This window comes from Reinekea sp., from assembly GCF_046710285.1.
Classification (GTDB): Bacteria; Pseudomonadota; Gammaproteobacteria; order Pseudomonadales; family Natronospirillaceae; genus Reinekea.
Genome location: NZ_JBKEGY010000004.1, coordinates 182,332 through 198,447 on the forward strand (window position 1 = coordinate 182,332; position 16,116 = coordinate 198,447).

Consider the following 16,116-nt stretch of genomic DNA (forward strand, 5'->3'; position numbering starts at 1 on the left):
AGGTCATGACAGAAGCAACTTCTCGTGAACTCTCGGGTGAGACAGTCATCCAAATTGATAAAATGCACAAATGGTATGGTGACTTTCATGTATTGAAAGACATTAACTTACAAGTTAAGAAAGGTGAGCGTATCGTTGTATGTGGTCCTTCAGGTTCAGGTAAGTCAACGATGATTCGTTGTATCAACCGTCTTGAGGAGCATCAGCAAGGTAGTATTATTGTGAATGGCACGGAGCTTACCAGCGATGTGAAGCACATTGAAGAAGTGCGTCGTGAAGTAGGAATGTGTTTCCAGCACTTTAACCTATTTCCGCATTTAACAATTTTAGAAAACCTAACGCTTGCACCTATGTGGGTACGTAAAGTACCTAAAGCAGAAGCAGAAGCTACGGCTATGCTTTACTTAGAGCGTGTTAAAATTCCTGATCAGGCAAATAAATATCCAGGTCAGTTATCTGGTGGTCAGCAACAACGAGTTGCGATTGCTCGTTCACTATGCATGAAGCCTGAAGTCATGCTTTTTGACGAACCAACGTCAGCACTTGACCCAGAAATGATCGCCGAAGTACTAGATGTGATGGTGACATTGGCTGAAGAAGGCATGACGATGATTTGTGTGACCCATGAAATGGGTTTTGCTAAAAAAGTTGCTGACCGAGTTATCTTTATGGATGCAGGTCAGATTATTGAAGAAAATAATCCAACTGACTTCTTTGAGCACCCAGAAAATGATCGTACTAAGTTGTTCTTAAGTCAGATATTAGGACACTAAACTACACCTCACTTTAAAGTAGGTTAGTTCAATAAAAAGCCACGACTGCGTGGCTTTTTTTATTAGCGCAATTAATTTATTAAGCCGATGTTAGCGCATTTAATATCATAGTATACTCATCAGAACTTAGTTAATGTCTCATTCAGAGGATCCACTTATGAAAGCCGTCGGATACCAAGCATCACTGCCCATCGCAGATACACAATCATTGATCGATATAGAGTTGCCCATACCAACTGCTCAGGGCCGTGATATTTTAGTGCGAGTTGAGGCCGTGTCGGTAAACCCAGTAGACACGAAAATTCGCATGCGTACTCCTGCTGAAGAAGACAACTATAAAGTTTTAGGCTTTGATGCAGCTGGTGTTGTCGAAGCGGTTGGTGATGAAGTTAAGTTGTTCAAAAAGGGCGATAAAGTCTGGTATGCAGGTGCTATGAATCGGTCCGGGTCAAATGTTGAGTTTCAGTTGGTTGATGAGCGTTTGGTTGCCGAAAAACCCTTAACTTGCAGCTTTGCAGAGGCAGCAGCATTACCACTAACGTCCATTACTGCATGGGAACTATTGTTTGATCGTTTTGGGCTTAGTAAAGACAGTACCGGAACGCTTCTGATATTAGGTGCATCAGGTGGTGTTGGCTCAATTATGATTCAATTGGCTAAATCACTAACCCAGTTAACGGTTATAGCTTCGGCTTCACGCGCAGAAACTCAAGCATGGGTGACTGAACTTGGTGCAGATCATGTGGTTGATCATAGCAAGAATCTACAAGCAGAGGTTGAAACCTTAGGTTTAGGAAGTATTAATTACATTGCAAGCTTAAATGGAACTGGGCAGCACTTACCTGCTATTGCCGAGCTAATAGCTCCACAAGGCAAGTTCGGCTTGATAGACGATGCTGAGGTAATTGATATCATGCCGTTCAAACGAAAAAGCGCGTCAATTCATTGGGAGTTTATGTTTACGCGTTCATTATTCGAAACCAAAGATATGATTGAACAGCACAAAATATTACGACGAGTTGCAAGCTTGGTTGATTCGAAAAATATAAAGACGACAGCAAATGAAAGTTTAGGGCTGATAAATGCTAAAAACCTTAAAAAAGCCCATGCTTTACTCGAAACGAATACCGCAAAAGGTAAGGTCGTATTAACTGGTTTTGAAGAATAGGTTCTAAGTGCGGTACGGCTAACAATGAATAATAAGTGGGCTCAGGAATAAGGGCCTCTTATTGTTCTGGCTGAACCATACGCTTAAGAACATCTGTCTTCAAAATAAAGTGCTGATAAAGCGCACCCAGAATATGTAAAACTAAAAAACCAACTAACAGAAACTTACCAACCAAGTGCCCTTTTAAAGCGGCCTCCTGACCCAAAAACCAAGCGGCTGAGCCTGAAATAGGCATTAAAATAAGCACACTGTAAAGAATGAGTTTGGTGAGCTTTGCAATAACGACTAGAATCGGGTTTTCGGTTTCTGGCGGCAATGGGGCTCCTTGCTTTAAGCGTACAAAAACGCGAAAAATAGCCAACCCAAAAATAACAAGCCCAAGAACAACGTGCGAGCGGCCTAGAAGGAGTACCGCAGTATTTGGCTCAACACCATCTTTGAGGTGAGTAGCCAGATTGCCGATTCCTTCATGTAAGACTAACTGAATGATAACAAGTATTGCAATGAGCCAATGTATAGCTATTTGAGCTTTAGAGTATCCAGTGTTCGACATAGTTAATCCTTAAATTGATTAATGGAGCCATCTAAATTACTGGTTGTTATATATAATACTCTAGTCTTTAACTAGGGTAGGCTCAAGACCTATTGTGGTGGTTTCTATAAGTAAAGCACTTCCAGCGAGAGGTTCTTCTAGTAATTGCTTGTCAGTAAGTCCTTGCTTAGCTGACGTCACCAATAGTTGGGACAAACTAGGGCCACCAAATGCTAACATAGTCGGCTGGCTGACAGGTAAGTCTATATCCTGTAGTCGTTTGCCCTCTGGTGATATTTGGCACACCTTGCCACTGCCATAAAGCGCAATCCAATAATTACCCGCATGATCTACAGCGGCGCCATCAGGAAATTCATTGGTGTTTTTAAAAGAGTAAAAAAGATGCGGTTCACCCAAACTTTGCTGATTTCTATCATAAGGGTACTTGAGAATTTCTTGCGTTGGCGTGTCGGTAGCATAATACCACTCGCCATTCGGGGAAAAAACCTGGCCATTAATAATGGTGTATTTGTCTCTTAACAATGTTGAGTTTAAAACTCCATTGATCAACTCGAATTGGTATGTGCTTCCGTTAGGTTGACTACCATCACCAATGGTGCCTGCTATAAACCCACCTTCTGGTGTAGAAACGCCATCATTAAAGCGATTATCTGGTACGTTAGTTTCTGGGTTGCCTAAAAATATTTCGTCACCATCAAAGCTTTCTAATAAATATAATCCCTTTGAGCTCGTGAGGATTATATGATTCTTCTCAGTAAAGAAGAAAACGGCAGTTTTAAATGGGAAACGTCGATGACTCAGTATTTCAGATTGAGTGCAATATCGATAAAGCAATCCTTCTATTATGTCGACCCAATACCAAGATTTCTCTTGGCTATTCCATCTTGGGGATTCGCCAAGGGTCATATTGAGTTCTGCAAGCACGCTAATATCTTGATTCATGATAAGGAAACCTCAATACGATAAGTTTGATTTTTTTCTATATGCTTTAAGATATTACCTGTTAGTTGTTTTCCATTTACTTTGATAGCAGCTTCTTCTTCTGTACATTGGCTATTGACTGTTAACTCGATAAAGGCACCGCGGAATTTTTTCTTTGCTGTAAAGTTATGCCAATGTGAAGGAGGTTTAGGGTCGATTAGCAAACCAGCTTTACAGCCGTGCAAACCAACTAATTGTTCGTGTACATTTCTAAGAAACCAAGCCGCTGTGCCGGTATTGAATAACTGACTTGATTTACCCGCAGTGCGAGGATGTTGGTAGTATGCACCACGATAATAGTTAGGAATATAAATAGGTAATTGACCCCGTTGCTTAAGGTCGCTAGATTCGAGGTTTGGAATCATTTTGCGTAGCACATCGTACGCTTTATCTGGCTCGTTAATCGCGTAAAGCGAAGTTGCATAGAATGCACCAGCATGGTTGTAGACTGATCCATTTTCGGCGCTACCAGGGAACTTTTGTGTAACGCGCCCTATATCATCTCGCATTGCTGTAAACGCCGGTGCAAACAACATGGGACCATAGGGTGTTGTAAGTTGTTCGTGAATTGCTTGGTGAATTTTTTCGACTTGTGTCGGAGAGGGAGCGCCACATAAAAACGCCCAACTTTGGGTGTTGAGAAATATTTTTCCTTCTTCATCAGCCTGTGTGCCAAAAGTAACATTATCGTCGGTAATGCCACGTGCATACCAGCTACCTGCCCATAAGTGAGTATTGATAATACTGTTTATTCCATTTGCAGACTCTTGATGTAAGTGGGCCGCTTCTGACGCCTTATAATTAATACAAATATCTGACCAACATTGTAAAGCATAGCTTAATGCTTGAGTAAGCCAACCTGAAACGCCTTTGCCTTTATAACCGACCATATTCATTGGATCACACCAATCACCTTGGGCGATAAAAGATAAACCCCGTTCATCGCGTGCGTTGAGTAGCCACTGCATACTCAATTCTATGTGCTGGTAAACACTTTGTGCATTGTTTGTGTCTGAAAACGCTATTGACTCCTCTAGTATTGAGTAGTCATTAGTCTCATTTAAATAAGCCTGTAGACAGATAACTAGCCAAACACAATGGTCAGTGTGTGGGATTTGGTTTATATATTTTAACTCAGCTTGTTCGGTTAGGAGAATTCCATCAGGCATCTGGCCGTTAGATTTTTGCTGGGAGACTGCTAAACAAAGCGCTTTGCGAGTGTAGTCGGGTTTTAAGTAAACCATACCCATCGCGTCTTGTAAAAAATTACGCGTTTGAGGGTCTGTTGATAAGCGATTGGTATCACCATGGTAAAATACTTGTCTAGGAAGCCAATGATTAACAAAGTTATTTAAGGTTGAATCAGGGCAGTCGATAGTTAAGTTGTCTATGTTTTCTTTTAATAACTTAAGTTTGGTTGTCTTGCGCGCTTCAAAACTTGGTTGATCTAAATATTTTTGACGAATACTCTGAACTTCGTCGATGTCTTTGGCAGGGCCGAATAAAAAGTTTGCGGAGTAACTTTCGGTTGCTGCCAGCGTGATATCAAATTGCATAGCACAAGCGGGTATTTCGTAAAGACAGTCACCTTTATCTAATTGTTCATTTTGCAGGGATTCTGGGTTGTGTAAGCCGGTATCACCCTCAAATGCTTGTTGGCTACATTCCCATGAATTGGGAGCCTTGTCTGAAATAAAAAAGGTAAGGTCTTTATCATTTTGATTTTTGAAATAATCTTCAACTTTTTGGTACGGGGTAATGCAGCTTGCAATAATGGTATTTAGGTTGTCATTATATTGCGCTGACATATTCATCCAAGACGAGTAACCCACCGGGAAATATGGGATTAACGATAAGTTACGCACCTGATTAGAAAGGTTTTTAACTTGAACCTGCCAGATTTCCAATACATCTTCACTGGCTAATGAAAGCGTTAATGTGACTTCAATATCATTTTTGACCAAGCGCCATTGTATATCATCTAGCCCTGGCATAAATTCGAAACTATCTAAAGGCGCTTTTACAGGCTCAAAAGGAGCTGAAAAAAGTTCGCCCGAATCGTTATCACGGATATAAAAAAAGCGTCCAGGATGATGACTGAAATAGGGATGTTCAGGCTGCATAAATGTTTTCGCAGCAAGGGCAGGAACGTGAGCATATTTGGCGGGCTCTGGTTGCATAAATTGCGAAACCGCAAAACCACGGCAAGTGATTTGAAGCATCATTTTAGGGTTCCATAAATACGCTGAAGCATTGGGCATTAATTTGGGGCTAGTAAGCCGGAAGCGTGTGCCATTTTCGATGAATTCAGTCATTTTTAACCTCTATTATTTGAGTAGATGCAATCCAAGGCGGTAAGTATTCGGCAATAAGCCCATTTATAATTTCTTCGGGTTGCAGCCGAATGTCGCAGGTAATGATGTTTTCTTCTTTATTAGGTTCCGGGGGTTCAAGAGTATTGAGTTGGCTATCAAGTAATGACGCTGGCATAAAGTGCTTGCGTGCCATCATGCGTTGCTCAATGAGACTTTTGTCGCCAGCTAAATAAATGAAAACTAAGCCCGGTGAGAGGGCTCGTAATTGCTCGCGGTAACGTTTCTTTAGCGCTGAGCAAGAACAAACAGTGAGTTGTGTTAAACGACTCGTCTCCACGTTTCTGCCGATGATGTTTAACCAGTTTTCTCGGTGCTGATCCGTCAATGGAATGCCTGCCGTCATTGATTCAATGTTTTCAACTGGGTGAAAATCATCCCCTTCAAGAAACTTAGCCTTGTTGAGTCGGTTAACCAATGATTGAGCAATTAAGCTCTTTCCTGTACCAGACACCCCCATCACGATGATGCCTGGTTGTCGTTTTACTGTGATAGGGCTGGTTAACATGGTGATTTAGCTTCTTAAATTATTGAAGTTTTGTTATATTTCAATATCAATGTTAGCGCTAACATTGATATCATGCAAGCAAAGGTAATTAATGAAAAGGGGTGGGCGTTGAAGGAAAAGCAGAAAAACCGACCTAGGCCACATCATAAAACAACCTTAGCGGATGTGGCAGCTCGCGTTGGTGTTAGTTCGATGACTGTCTCGAGAGCGCTTTCGCAACCTGGCAAAGTAAAACCCAAAACGTTAGAAAAAATATTGGTTGCAGTAGAAGAACTTGGTTTTGTTCCGAATCACATGGCCAGTGCCTTAGCGGCGAATCAATCACGTATTATCGGGCTCAGCGTTCCGTCTCTATCTAATCAGGTGTTTATTGATGTGGTCTCGGCAGTGCAAGACTTTTTTCTGCCGAAAGGATACCAGGTAATCATTCATACCTACCACTACTCTGGTGCCCAGGAATACGAAGGTGTACAGATGTTCATGCGGTTGCAGGTTGATGCTGTAATTCTGATTGGCGTTGATCAGTTAATGGAAACACGCAAAATGCTTGAACAAAGTGGCGTTGGAGTAGTCCAATTGATGGATATTACAGCAACACCGCTAAATATTAATATTGGTTTTAGCCAATATCATGCAGGGCGAGCAATAGCAGAGCATTTGTTTGATACAGGTGCATCTAAGTTGGCTTTTATCGGTGCAAGAATGGATTCGAGAACACTGCGGCGCTTATCTGGTTTTAAGGACGTATGTATAGAAAGAGAGGCTTGGTATCCTGCACTGTGTGTCACGACAGCGGACAAGTCTAGCTTGGTTCAGGGGCGCGTATTACTTAAAAAGCTAATAGCAAAGGATGAACCATTTGACTCCATTTTTTGTTGTAACGATGATTTAGCGTTGGGTGTTATTTTTGAATGCACGCGTGCAAATATCTCCATTCCAAGTCAATTTAAGCTTGTCGGATTTAACAACCTTGAATTCGCGCAAGAATCGGTGCCGACACTCACCACGATGGGCACATCACGCTATGATATGGCGACGAAAGGATGTCAGGTTCTCTACGAGCAAATGGAAATTGGCGTAAAGCAAGAGCTTAGTATTGAGTGGCCGATGAAGCTGTATGCTCGAGAAACAACAATGTAGTCAGGTACTGTCATCGGAGTGTAGATTGTAGTAATAGTTTTTTATCAAGGCAGTAACAACGATATCGACAAGCTTGGTTGAAATAATAGAACAATGTTGATCATGATTGCTGTCATTCTGTTTAGCGATAGAGGCTCTAGTCGTCTTTAATGTATCGGCTGCGAAGCCAGTGAGAAACGCAATTCCTAAGTTTGATGGGCGCGATAATTGATGTTTAATGGCTGTTTTAGTGGCTTTAATTTCTTCCTTTATTGTGAGCTTATCTTGACTGCATTGTGTTTTACGTTCCGCGACTAGCATCTGAAGATCGCGATAACCAAGTTGTTTTGTAAGGGGCTTTAAAACTGTACGTTGAGTCATAGCTTAGGCTTTCCTTATTTCAGTGAAAATGTTTTTTAGTTCAACTTAGAGACATTATCTATTTACCTCGATTATTATTTTTTATCATCGTTATTTCTTGTTTTGTCAGGTGCACTTTCGGAATTGGAATTGATAGTCGCTATAATGTCAGACAGACCTGTCTGAATCTGCTCAATACTGGCGACGGGTAGTAAATTTTTTCTGACTCTACGCATGAACTTTTTCAAGATCACAACGATAATGCCTGCTGCGACTAAACCAACGGCAGAAAGCTCAAGAGCATCAAGTTCATATATTTCATGTAACGCCAGTCCAATAAAAATGAATGTGAGTACTACAAAAATAACAATTGTTTGAGCAAATAAAATACTTAACATAAAAAATCGACTAAGACTGGCAACCATTAAATTAGTTTCTGCGTTAAGCAGGTCGCCCAAATTAGAAAGCCACTGGACACCAGAACTCAGTAATATTTTGACGCGCTCAGATACGTTCTCGTCTTCCAGTTGTTCCGAACCTTCAAAGCCTTCGGTGTTAGTCGGTTTTTGAGCCTGAGCATCCATTTTAGAACCTTGTTGAGTGCTATTAGGCATGTGTATTTCCTGTCTGAGTATGTTGGATTACCGCAACGCATTACTAGCGCAACAAGCGTGATGCAATGATCCCAGCAGCAAAAGCAATGCCCACGGATGCGACCGGATTCTCGTTTACATACTCTGTGACGTTTTCAATTATTTCTTCGTTTTTACCTTGTGCTCTTTCTTTCGTATCGGTGATCTTTTCGTTGGTACTTGTAATGGTTTCACGCATCTTTCCTTCGGCATCGCCGACTGTATCGGCAGTGTTGTCGATGGTTTCATGTAACTGGGTGGCTGCTTTATCTGTAATAGGATGAGGCGCTTCCTGTTGACCTTTACTTGCTTTTTTAGTGTTGGCAGTCATTTTTTCTCCTTTCTCTTACTATAATTAGTTCGGTGATTAGGTCTGAATTAGTAAATCTATTATGGAACTAACATAGACTTATAACCCTCGGCTCTCACCGAAAAAAATGTCAGTGTGCCGACTTATTAGTTGTAAGAAGCGTCTTACACACCCTAGGTAATTGGGTTGTAAGAATAGTCCTACAACTTTGTCAGACTAATTTGATTCAATTAACTATGCGTCTGCGTTACTATTGTTGAGACAGGTAATTGAAAATAAATGATAATTACTGGGCAATAGAGCTGTAACAGCGCACTCCATTGACTATGACTCAGGCGCTGATGGAAGTGGAAAAAATCATGATTAGAGTTGTGATTGTCGATGATCATGAGATTGTTCGGCGCGGGTTTGAAGAAATGCTCAGCGAAGATATGTCTATCAACGTGGTTTATAAGGCATCTTCGGGAGCTCAGTTAATAAAGTTCTTAAAAGAAGATGAGTGTGATTTGGTTTTGCTTGATATCGCGCTACCTGATCAAACTGGCATCGATATACTTAGGTACATTCGTCAACGTTATGAATCTTTAGCTGTCTTAATATTAAGTAGCTATCCAGAAGAACGATATGCATTGCCAATGATTCGCAACGGCGCCAATGGATACTTGTGTAAGGATTGCGATCAAGCTGAATTGTTACGCGCAATTCACAGAACGGCCAGTGGCAAACGTTATTTATCGCCTGAAACAGCAGAACTTATGGCCAATGAATTCACTGGCGATAGTGCTAATATTCCTCACCGAGACTTATCAGAACGTGAGCTGCAAGTTTTTCTCCGATTAAGTAAAGGAGAAACGGTATCTGAAATAGCGGAGGGCCTAAGCTTGAGTGTGAAAACTATTAGCACCTACCGTTCTCGTTTAATGGAAAAAATGCACTGTAAAAGTAATGCTGAATTGGCTGCGTACTCAGTGCGTCATGGTTTAATGGGGGACGAGCTTGGAGTTGACTTTGACGCATTGTAGATACCAGCAATGCAGTAGCAACGGCAGTAAAGTAGTAAGAGAGTGAATGTATGAGAAGATTAAAAATAGTATTAGTAGAAGATTCTGTTCTACTCCAAGAAATGGTCACTGAAGTTATCGAGTCAATGCCAAAGACCGAACTTGTAGGTGTTGCAGCGACGGAAGAAGCTGCGCTTTCAACCATTGCTAAAAACCATCCTGACCTGGTTGTCGTTGACTTGCAACTTAAAGAGGGTGATGGTTTGGGCGTGCTCAGAGCGTTATATAGTCAAAGTAAAAAATATGGTGATCCGAAAAAAGTTGTCTTTACCAATAATACATCGAAAGGGTTAAAGAGTCGCTGTGAGGCGTTAGGTATCGAGGGATATTTTGATAAGTCTTACCAGCTAGATGATCTTACTGACTACGTTAGTAGCTTGTCTGCAAGCTCATAATATATCTCTTTATCGTTGTGCTAGTCCCTTTGTTTGCAAATCTTAATTTTCGTTTATTTCGTCAATGGTTTTCAACTTCATGCTTGTATTTACTTTTGTCCCTTGATCAATTATCGAAGTGACATTTAAGACTCCTTCAAACATCGCCGCTCTGGACCGAATACTAACTAAACCATGTGTGCCCGTAGGGCGATTCGATGTATCAAATCCTACGCCATTATCCTCAATATTCATGAATATATGGCCACCTTTTACAATTAAAACCACACTAACTTTCGTTGCTTTTGCATATTTACTAATATTGGTGAGCGACTCTTGGCAAATTCGATAAAGAGCTAGTTCTTGTTCAGTATCTATGTGAGGAAATAAACCTACGAACGACAGATTAAACGTTGTCTCTGGTGCTAATGATTCAAGTTCACTAATCATATCTCGTAATGCTTCTTGTAAACCCAACTCCCTCAAAAGTGGCGGTACGAGGCTTGTTGTGATCTGCCTCTTTAATGCAATACCGCGTTTAAGGTTATCTGAAAGCCGAGACAGTCGATGTGAAAACTTATCCTTGTCTTCATCATTTAGGTTGCGGGCAATCCAAGCACTGTCCATATTAGCAGCGGTGAGCAAAGCACCCAGTTCATCATGGAGTTCTCTAGCAATGCGCGATCTCTCGTTTTCATTCATGCGGGTTAAGTAAGAGGCTAACCCCATCAAATCTTTCGTACGATCTTCGACCATGGCTTCAAGCTTCTGGTGTTTGTTCGCCATCGCTAATGAAAGGTCTCGGTGCAGTTGGTCATTTTTTAATGTTAAATTAAAGAGGAATAAAATAAGTGAAAAAGAAACGGCACTAAGCGAAACCATAATCCATTTAATTCGCTCGATTTGCTTTAGATTATTAGTATGGTTGGATTTAGTGCCCAACACCAGGTTGGTTCGGATTGAGCCTAGCTCTTCTCGCGCATCTTGTATAGCTTGTTTTGCAACATCGACCGCTAGTTTCTGGGTTGATAAATTTCGATCTTCACTAAAGGTAACCCATTGAAGTTTATCGATTACTTGATTGATATCGGTTTTTAATTCAATGATGTCTGAGTGTGTGATAAACCCCTGCCATTTTTTATGAAGAGTCTCTAATTGGTCAGACATTGAGCTAATGTCTCCCTCAAAATTAGCGATTCTCTCAACATCCCCCGTTAAAATGAAATTACTGAATTCAACATCAATTCTAAGCAAAATCATTCTTAGTTCATCGATAGAATCTATGGTTTCATAATCGTCTTGAGTGTTCTCAATGATAACGTTAGTGCGCTCGAAGTAGGTCATTAACATTACTAACAAAAATATTAGTGATGCTGTACTGACTATAAGTAGTAGAACTTTTTTAGAGTAGTTTGAGACTGGTTCTAATGCGCTTTCAGCAGAATTGTTTTCATTCTGGGTATATTTACTATCAGAATCGAGGTTGTCGGTATTCATTGTTGGTAGAACCCTTCATTAGTCATCTATTTAAGTATTATGCAGGATTTCACCTACACGAGAAAGACTAATATGCCGACAGAAATAGCAAAATGGTGTGTTCATAATAAGTATCAACGCGAAACAAGTTAATTTGTTCGCGATAAGTAAGCTAATTTTACTTTTGACTACTAGGAGATAAATATGAAAATGACCGCTTTTAAAACTGCAATGAGTACACTTTTTATTGTTTTAGCGCTTGTTGGCTGTGATGCAACAGACGGCAAAGCAGAGCAAGCAGGTGAAGCAATCGATAACACAGTAGATGATGTTGGCGATGCATTTGACGATGCAGCGGATAGTGTTGGTGATGCCGCTGACGATGTTGAAGATGAGCTAGAAGATGCAACTAACTAATTATCGCTTGATAGACTAATAAATATCATTTATCTGCAAGGAAATAATTATGATTAATCTAGCTGTTACGTTTTTAATTATTGCGATTGTCGCTGCTTTTCTGGGCTTCTCTGGAATTGCTGGTGCCGCTTCAAGTATGGCGTGGGTATTGTTTGTCGTTGGATTGTTATTAGCGATTGTCTTTGCACTCACTGGGCGAAGAAAGCCTTAAAAACATTGACCTTAGTAGGTACTGAGTACAAGCTTATAAGCCAAGGGCAACTTACTAACTGAAGGCTGCTCTTTGGCTTTTAATCAAAGCATCACGAGGTAAGTAGTTTGACTAAAACCGATGGAGAGAACTCAACAAATGACTCGCTTATCGTGAGTGCTAAAGTAACTAAAAGACAGCCCTTAGCTAGCACGCTAAGTTTGAGGTCTCTACAGAAAATACTTACCTTTTCCATCTTAACGTTGGCGTCGTTAGCTGTTTTATATAGTATCTATTATGCTGCGGGAATTCTTATGCCAATAACTTTAAGCATTTTGTTGACACTTATACTGCAGCCTACAGTTCGTTTTCTATCATCATTTAAAATCCCCTCTATACTTTCTGCCGCACTTATTGTTGGATCAATTGTTGGACTGGTGGGTTTTGGTTTCTATAGATTAGCTGTTCCTGCGGCTCAGTGGGTGGAACGTGCGCCTGAATTACTGGGTGTCGCTGAGGCTAAATTCCAACCTTTGCGCGAACCACTTATTAAATTTCAGGAAGTCAAAGATCAAGTAGGAGAGTTATCAATTACTGAAAATGACAATGCCGATGAAAAAGAAAAAGAAAAAGAGGATACTGGATACGTTCAAGCTGGGCTTGATCTTCCTAGTACGTTACAAGCCAGTTCTAGTCTTTTTATTAAAGGTGTGTTTATTGTTATGCTCGTATTTCTTATGTTGGCAAGCGAAGGTAATTACTCACGAAAAATAGTCTCAATTATGCCAACATTTAAAGATAAGCGTCGAGCCGTTGAACTCATTAGTGCCATTCAGAGTTGTATCTCTAAATATCTAGCAACGATCACTATCATTAATCTCGGGGTTGGGGTTGTCACTTCGATTTTAATGTGGACTTTAGCAATGCCTAATCCGCTACTGTGGGGGGTACTGGCAACAACGCTAAACTTTGTGCCCTATATTGGCCCATTAATAACGTGGTTAATCATTGCCTTAGTAAGTTTTTTTAGTTTAGATTCGTTTCATCAAATACTGTTACCCCCGTTTGCGTTTATGGTGGTTACCGGAATCGAAGGCCAACTAGTCACTCCTTTATATACCGGTCGCCAGCTTAAAGTGAGTCCAGTGGCCAACTTTGTGTTTTTGGCGTTCATGGGATGGTTGTGGGGTGTTGTTGGTATGCTGATTGCCATACCGCTTCTCGCGAGTATCAAAATATTGTGTACGCAAATTACATTACTGAATCCAATCGCAATACTTCTGGGGAGTAACGATTAATGAATCCGGTTTTTAAATGGCCTTAAATCCAATAAGGATTTAAGGCTTCTAGTGACCTTACGGGCTTTGTGATTTTAGATCATGTTACTGAGGCCACCCGCGTTGGTGACTTTAGTGTATCCCGCTCGATCGAGCAATGTTTTCGCAACACCCGCGCGCGCGCCTGATAAGCAATAAATCGTTATTTCATCGTTTTTGTCCATGGTGGAGCCATTGCTTAGCTGAATAGCAAGCTGATCGACTGGCATATTAATCGCGCCTGGAGCGTGGCCTTGTTGAAATTCTGCTGGAGACCGAACATCGAGTATATGTTGCATTGGAAAGTCCTTAAAAAAATATAAGATAAATCTATATTAGCATTTACTTATATAAAGTCAATGCCTATTTATAGCCTTTATTCTTAAGCCGTAGCCGTTTAAAAGACTGCGTGACTAAGGTATTCTTATACCCTCTTATATCCGAGCCATTCGCTTGGTCTTTTAATCGTTAACTATGTGAGTTGTTAAATCCATGGAAGCTAGTTACTCCCCCGCAGCAATTGAGCGCAAAATCCAGCAAGTCTGGGATGAAAAGCAGGTCTTTAAGGCCGTTGTCGACAACAACAAAGAAAAGTTCTATTGCCTGTCGATGCTGCCATACCCAAGCGGTGCGCTGCATATGGGGCATGTTCGTAACTACACCATTGGTGATGTCATTAGTCGCTTCCAACGTATGCAAGGCAAAAATGTCATTCAGCCAATTGGTTGGGATGCTTTTGGTATGCCGGCGGAAAACGCAGCGATTCAAAACAACGTTGCGCCTGCGAAATGGACATTTGAAAACATTGATTACATGCGTGACCAGCTTAAGTTGTTAGGTTTTGCCTACGACTGGAGCCGTGAAGTAACGACCTGTAAGCCTGAATACTATAAGTGGGAACAATGGTTCTTTACCCGCTTGATCGAAAAAGACATGGCCTATAAGAAGTCGTCTTTTGTAAACTGGTGCCCAAATGACCTAACTGTACTTGCAAATGAGCAAGTACACGATGGCTGCTGTTGGCGTTGTGATACACCCGTCGTGCGTAAAGAGATGGACCAATGGTTCGTCCGCACTACAGCTTACGCTGAAGAGCTTCTCACAGAATTAGACAACCTTAGAGGTTGGCCTGAAGAAGTCGTTGCCATGCAGCGAAACTGGATAGGTAAGTCGAAGGGAGTAAACCTAAGCTTTGATATCAAAGACAGTGATGAGCAAGTTGAGGTCTACACCACACGTCCTGACACTTTATTTGGCGTAACCTATGTTGCGGTAGCGGCAGGGCACCCTATTGCAGTTGAAGCGGCTAAAGCTAACTCAGAATTATCTGGTTTTATAGATGAATGTAAAACCTCAACTACCTCCGAAGCCGATATGGCCACGATGGAGAAAAAAGGTTGTGCCACGGGTATTATGGCGATACACCCATTGACGGGTAAAGAAGTCCCAGTATGGGCTGCCAACTTTGTGTTGATGGATTACGGTACCGGTGCGGTTATGTCCGTTCCGGGTCACGATCAGCGCGATTACGAATTCGCGAAAAAGTATAATTTAGACATCACTCAAGTAATAGAACCCGAACAAGGCTTTGACAAAGCCTGTGATTTAACCGTAGAAGCCTTTACTGAGAAAGGTGTGTTGGTTAACTCTGGTGATTTCAATGGTCAAAGTTTCGACACCGCTTTTGAAGCAATTTCAAGCGCCTTAGAAAAAATGGGTAAAGGCTCGGTTACCACTAACTACCGTCTACGTGATTGGGGTGTTAGTCGTCAGCGTTATTGGGGAACGCCGGTTCCGGTTGTTTATGTCGATGGTGAAGCTAAACCAGCAGAAGACTTCCCAATTGAATTACCGTACGACGTTGTTTTTGATGGTGCTAACTCGCCGATCAAAAATAACCCAGATTTTGAACAAACAACATGGCGTGGTCAGCCAGCCATTCGTGAGACGGATACCTTTGATACGTTCATGGAATCTAGCTGGTATTTCGCCCGCTACTGCACACCGCATTACGATGAAGGCATGTTAGAGCCGGTCGAAGCGAACTATTGGTTGCCAGTCGATCAATATATCGGCGGCATTGAACACGCGACAATGCACCTTATGTACGCACGCTTTTTCCATAAAGCCTTGCGTGATGAAGGGTTGGTTGAATCCAGTGAGCCATTTACCAATCTTTTATGTCAGGGCATGGTCTTGGCAGAAACCTGGTACAAAATGAACGGTTCCACCCGTGTTTGGGTTTCTCCTGATGATGTTGAGCCAACGAAAGACGACCAAGGCAAAATAATCAGCGGTGTTCAGAAATCGACTGGTGATGCTTTGGTGTATGGTGGTATTGCCAAAATGTCTAAATCTAAGATGAATGGTAAAGACCCACAGGCGGCTATTGATGAATACGGCGCAGATACAGTTCGGTTGTTCTCTATGTTTGCTGCACCTCCAGAGCAAACCTTAGAATGGACCGAATCTGGTGTTCAAGGCTCGAAAAAGTTCCTAGAACGAC

Annotated in this window: 18 protein-coding genes; 9 read left to right on the forward strand and 9 right to left on the reverse strand. The window is 41.4% G+C overall.

The window, feature by feature from the left end:
* Positions 1–5: 5 nt before the first annotated feature.
* Together ACI882_RS04950 and ACI882_RS04955 are read left to right on the forward strand one after the other, a co-directional pair.
* The gene (locus tag ACI882_RS04950; protein WP_411746227.1) at positions 6–773 is read left to right on the forward strand and encodes an amino acid ABC transporter ATP-binding protein; all 768 of its coding nucleotides are present in this window, start codon (positions 6–8) and stop codon (positions 771–773) included.
* Between the two features lie 157 nt (positions 774–930).
* On the forward strand, positions 931–1,941 hold the full coding sequence (locus ACI882_RS04955) for a zinc-binding alcohol dehydrogenase family protein (RefSeq protein WP_411746245.1): 1,011 nt from the start codon (positions 931–933) through the stop codon (positions 1,939–1,941).
* Positions 1,942–1,999: 58 nt separating this feature from the next.
* Here ACI882_RS04955 and ACI882_RS04960 read toward each other — a convergent pair whose 3' ends face one another.
* The 4 genes from ACI882_RS04960 to ACI882_RS04975 are packed head-to-tail and all read right to left on the reverse strand — an operon-like array spanning position 2,000 to position 6,355.
* Positions 2,000–2,494 (reverse strand): cytochrome b, encoded by a 495-nt coding sequence (locus ACI882_RS04960; RefSeq protein ID WP_411746226.1) that lies wholly within the window; start codon positions 2,492–2,494, stop codon positions 2,000–2,002.
* Positions 2,495–2,554: 60 nt separating this feature from the next.
* The gene (locus tag ACI882_RS04965; RefSeq protein WP_411746225.1) at positions 2,555–3,436 is read right to left on the reverse strand and encodes an SMP-30/gluconolactonase/LRE family protein; all 882 of its coding nucleotides are present in this window, start codon (positions 3,434–3,436) and stop codon (positions 2,555–2,557) included.
* Complete coding sequence (locus tag ACI882_RS04970) at positions 3,433–5,790, reverse strand: GH36-type glycosyl hydrolase domain-containing protein (RefSeq protein ID WP_411744759.1); 2,358 nt, start codon at positions 5,788–5,790, stop codon at positions 3,433–3,435. Before ACI882_RS04970 ends, ACI882_RS04965 begins: the two co-directional genes overlap by 4 nt.
* Positions 5,783–6,355, reverse strand: a complete 573-nt coding sequence (locus tag ACI882_RS04975) for a gluconokinase (protein ID WP_411744758.1) — start codon at positions 6,353–6,355, stop codon at positions 5,783–5,785. The genes ACI882_RS04970 and ACI882_RS04975 overlap by 8 nt, the downstream gene beginning before the upstream one ends.
* A 72-nt stretch (positions 6,356–6,427) precedes the next feature.
* Between ACI882_RS04975 and ACI882_RS04980 the strand changes: the two genes are divergently transcribed.
* On the forward strand, positions 6,428–7,495 hold the full coding sequence (locus ACI882_RS04980) for a LacI family DNA-binding transcriptional regulator (RefSeq protein ID WP_411747021.1): 1,068 nt from the start codon (positions 6,428–6,430) through the stop codon (positions 7,493–7,495).
* Here ACI882_RS04980 and ACI882_RS04985 read toward each other — a convergent pair whose 3' ends face one another.
* The 3 genes from ACI882_RS04985 to ACI882_RS04995 form a co-directional block, all read right to left on the reverse strand.
* Positions 7,496–7,855 carry a hypothetical protein gene (locus ACI882_RS04985; protein WP_411744756.1) on the reverse strand — a complete coding sequence of 120 codons (360 nt, stop codon included), beginning with the start codon at positions 7,853–7,855 and terminating at the stop codon, positions 7,496–7,498.
* Positions 7,856–7,929: 74 nt separating this feature from the next.
* Positions 7,930–8,448, reverse strand: a complete 519-nt coding sequence (locus tag ACI882_RS04990; protein WP_411744755.1) for a phage holin family protein — start codon at positions 8,446–8,448, stop codon at positions 7,930–7,932.
* Positions 8,449–8,491: 43 nt separating this feature from the next.
* A complete protein-coding gene (locus tag ACI882_RS04995) occupies positions 8,492–8,797 on the reverse strand; it encodes a YqjD family protein (RefSeq protein ID WP_411744754.1) in 306 nt (101 codons plus the stop codon).
* Between the two features lie 338 nt (positions 8,798–9,135).
* Here ACI882_RS04995 and ACI882_RS05000 point away from each other — a divergent pair, with 338 nt between their 5' ends.
* Positions 9,136–9,798, forward strand: a complete 663-nt coding sequence (locus ACI882_RS05000) for a response regulator (protein ID WP_411744753.1) — start codon at positions 9,136–9,138, stop codon at positions 9,796–9,798.
* 50 nt (positions 9,799–9,848) lie between these two features.
* Positions 9,849–10,232, forward strand: a complete 384-nt coding sequence (locus tag ACI882_RS05005) for a response regulator (protein WP_411744752.1) — start codon at positions 9,849–9,851, stop codon at positions 10,230–10,232.
* Between the two features lie 42 nt (positions 10,233–10,274).
* Here the strand turns inward: ACI882_RS05005 and ACI882_RS05010 are convergent, their stop codons facing one another.
* Positions 10,275–11,708: a sensor histidine kinase gene (locus ACI882_RS05010; protein ID WP_411744751.1), complete on the reverse strand. Its 1,434-nt coding sequence runs from the start codon at positions 11,706–11,708 to the stop codon at positions 10,275–10,277.
* Positions 11,709–11,891: 183 nt separating this feature from the next.
* Between ACI882_RS05010 and ACI882_RS05015 the strand changes: the two genes are divergently transcribed.
* The 3 genes from ACI882_RS05015 to ACI882_RS05025 all read left to right on the forward strand — a co-directional run bounded on the left by ACI882_RS05015 (position 11,892) and on the right by ACI882_RS05025 (position 13,592).
* Entirely contained in the window at positions 11,892–12,104 is a 213-nt protein-coding gene (locus tag ACI882_RS05015) for a hypothetical protein (protein WP_411744750.1), read from the forward strand.
* A gap of 49 nt (positions 12,105–12,153) precedes the next feature.
* Positions 12,154–12,315 (forward strand): DUF1328 domain-containing protein, encoded by a 162-nt coding sequence (locus ACI882_RS05020; RefSeq protein ID WP_411744749.1) that lies wholly within the window; start codon positions 12,154–12,156, stop codon positions 12,313–12,315.
* 152 nt (positions 12,316–12,467) lie between these two features.
* Positions 12,468–13,592 (forward strand): AI-2E family transporter, encoded by a 1,125-nt coding sequence (locus ACI882_RS05025; RefSeq protein ID WP_411744761.1) that lies wholly within the window; start codon positions 12,468–12,470, stop codon positions 13,590–13,592.
* 74 nt (positions 13,593–13,666) lie between these two features.
* Here the strand turns inward: ACI882_RS05025 and ACI882_RS05030 are convergent, their stop codons facing one another.
* Positions 13,667–13,909: a rhodanese-like domain-containing protein gene (locus ACI882_RS05030; RefSeq protein WP_411744748.1), complete on the reverse strand. Its 243-nt coding sequence runs from the start codon at positions 13,907–13,909 to the stop codon at positions 13,667–13,669.
* Positions 13,910–14,102: 193 nt separating this feature from the next.
* Here ACI882_RS05030 and leuS point away from each other — a divergent pair.
* Positions 14,103–16,116 (forward strand): leucine--tRNA ligase (leuS, locus tag ACI882_RS05035; protein ID WP_411748440.1); only part of this gene is annotated, 2,014 nt, incomplete at its 3' end.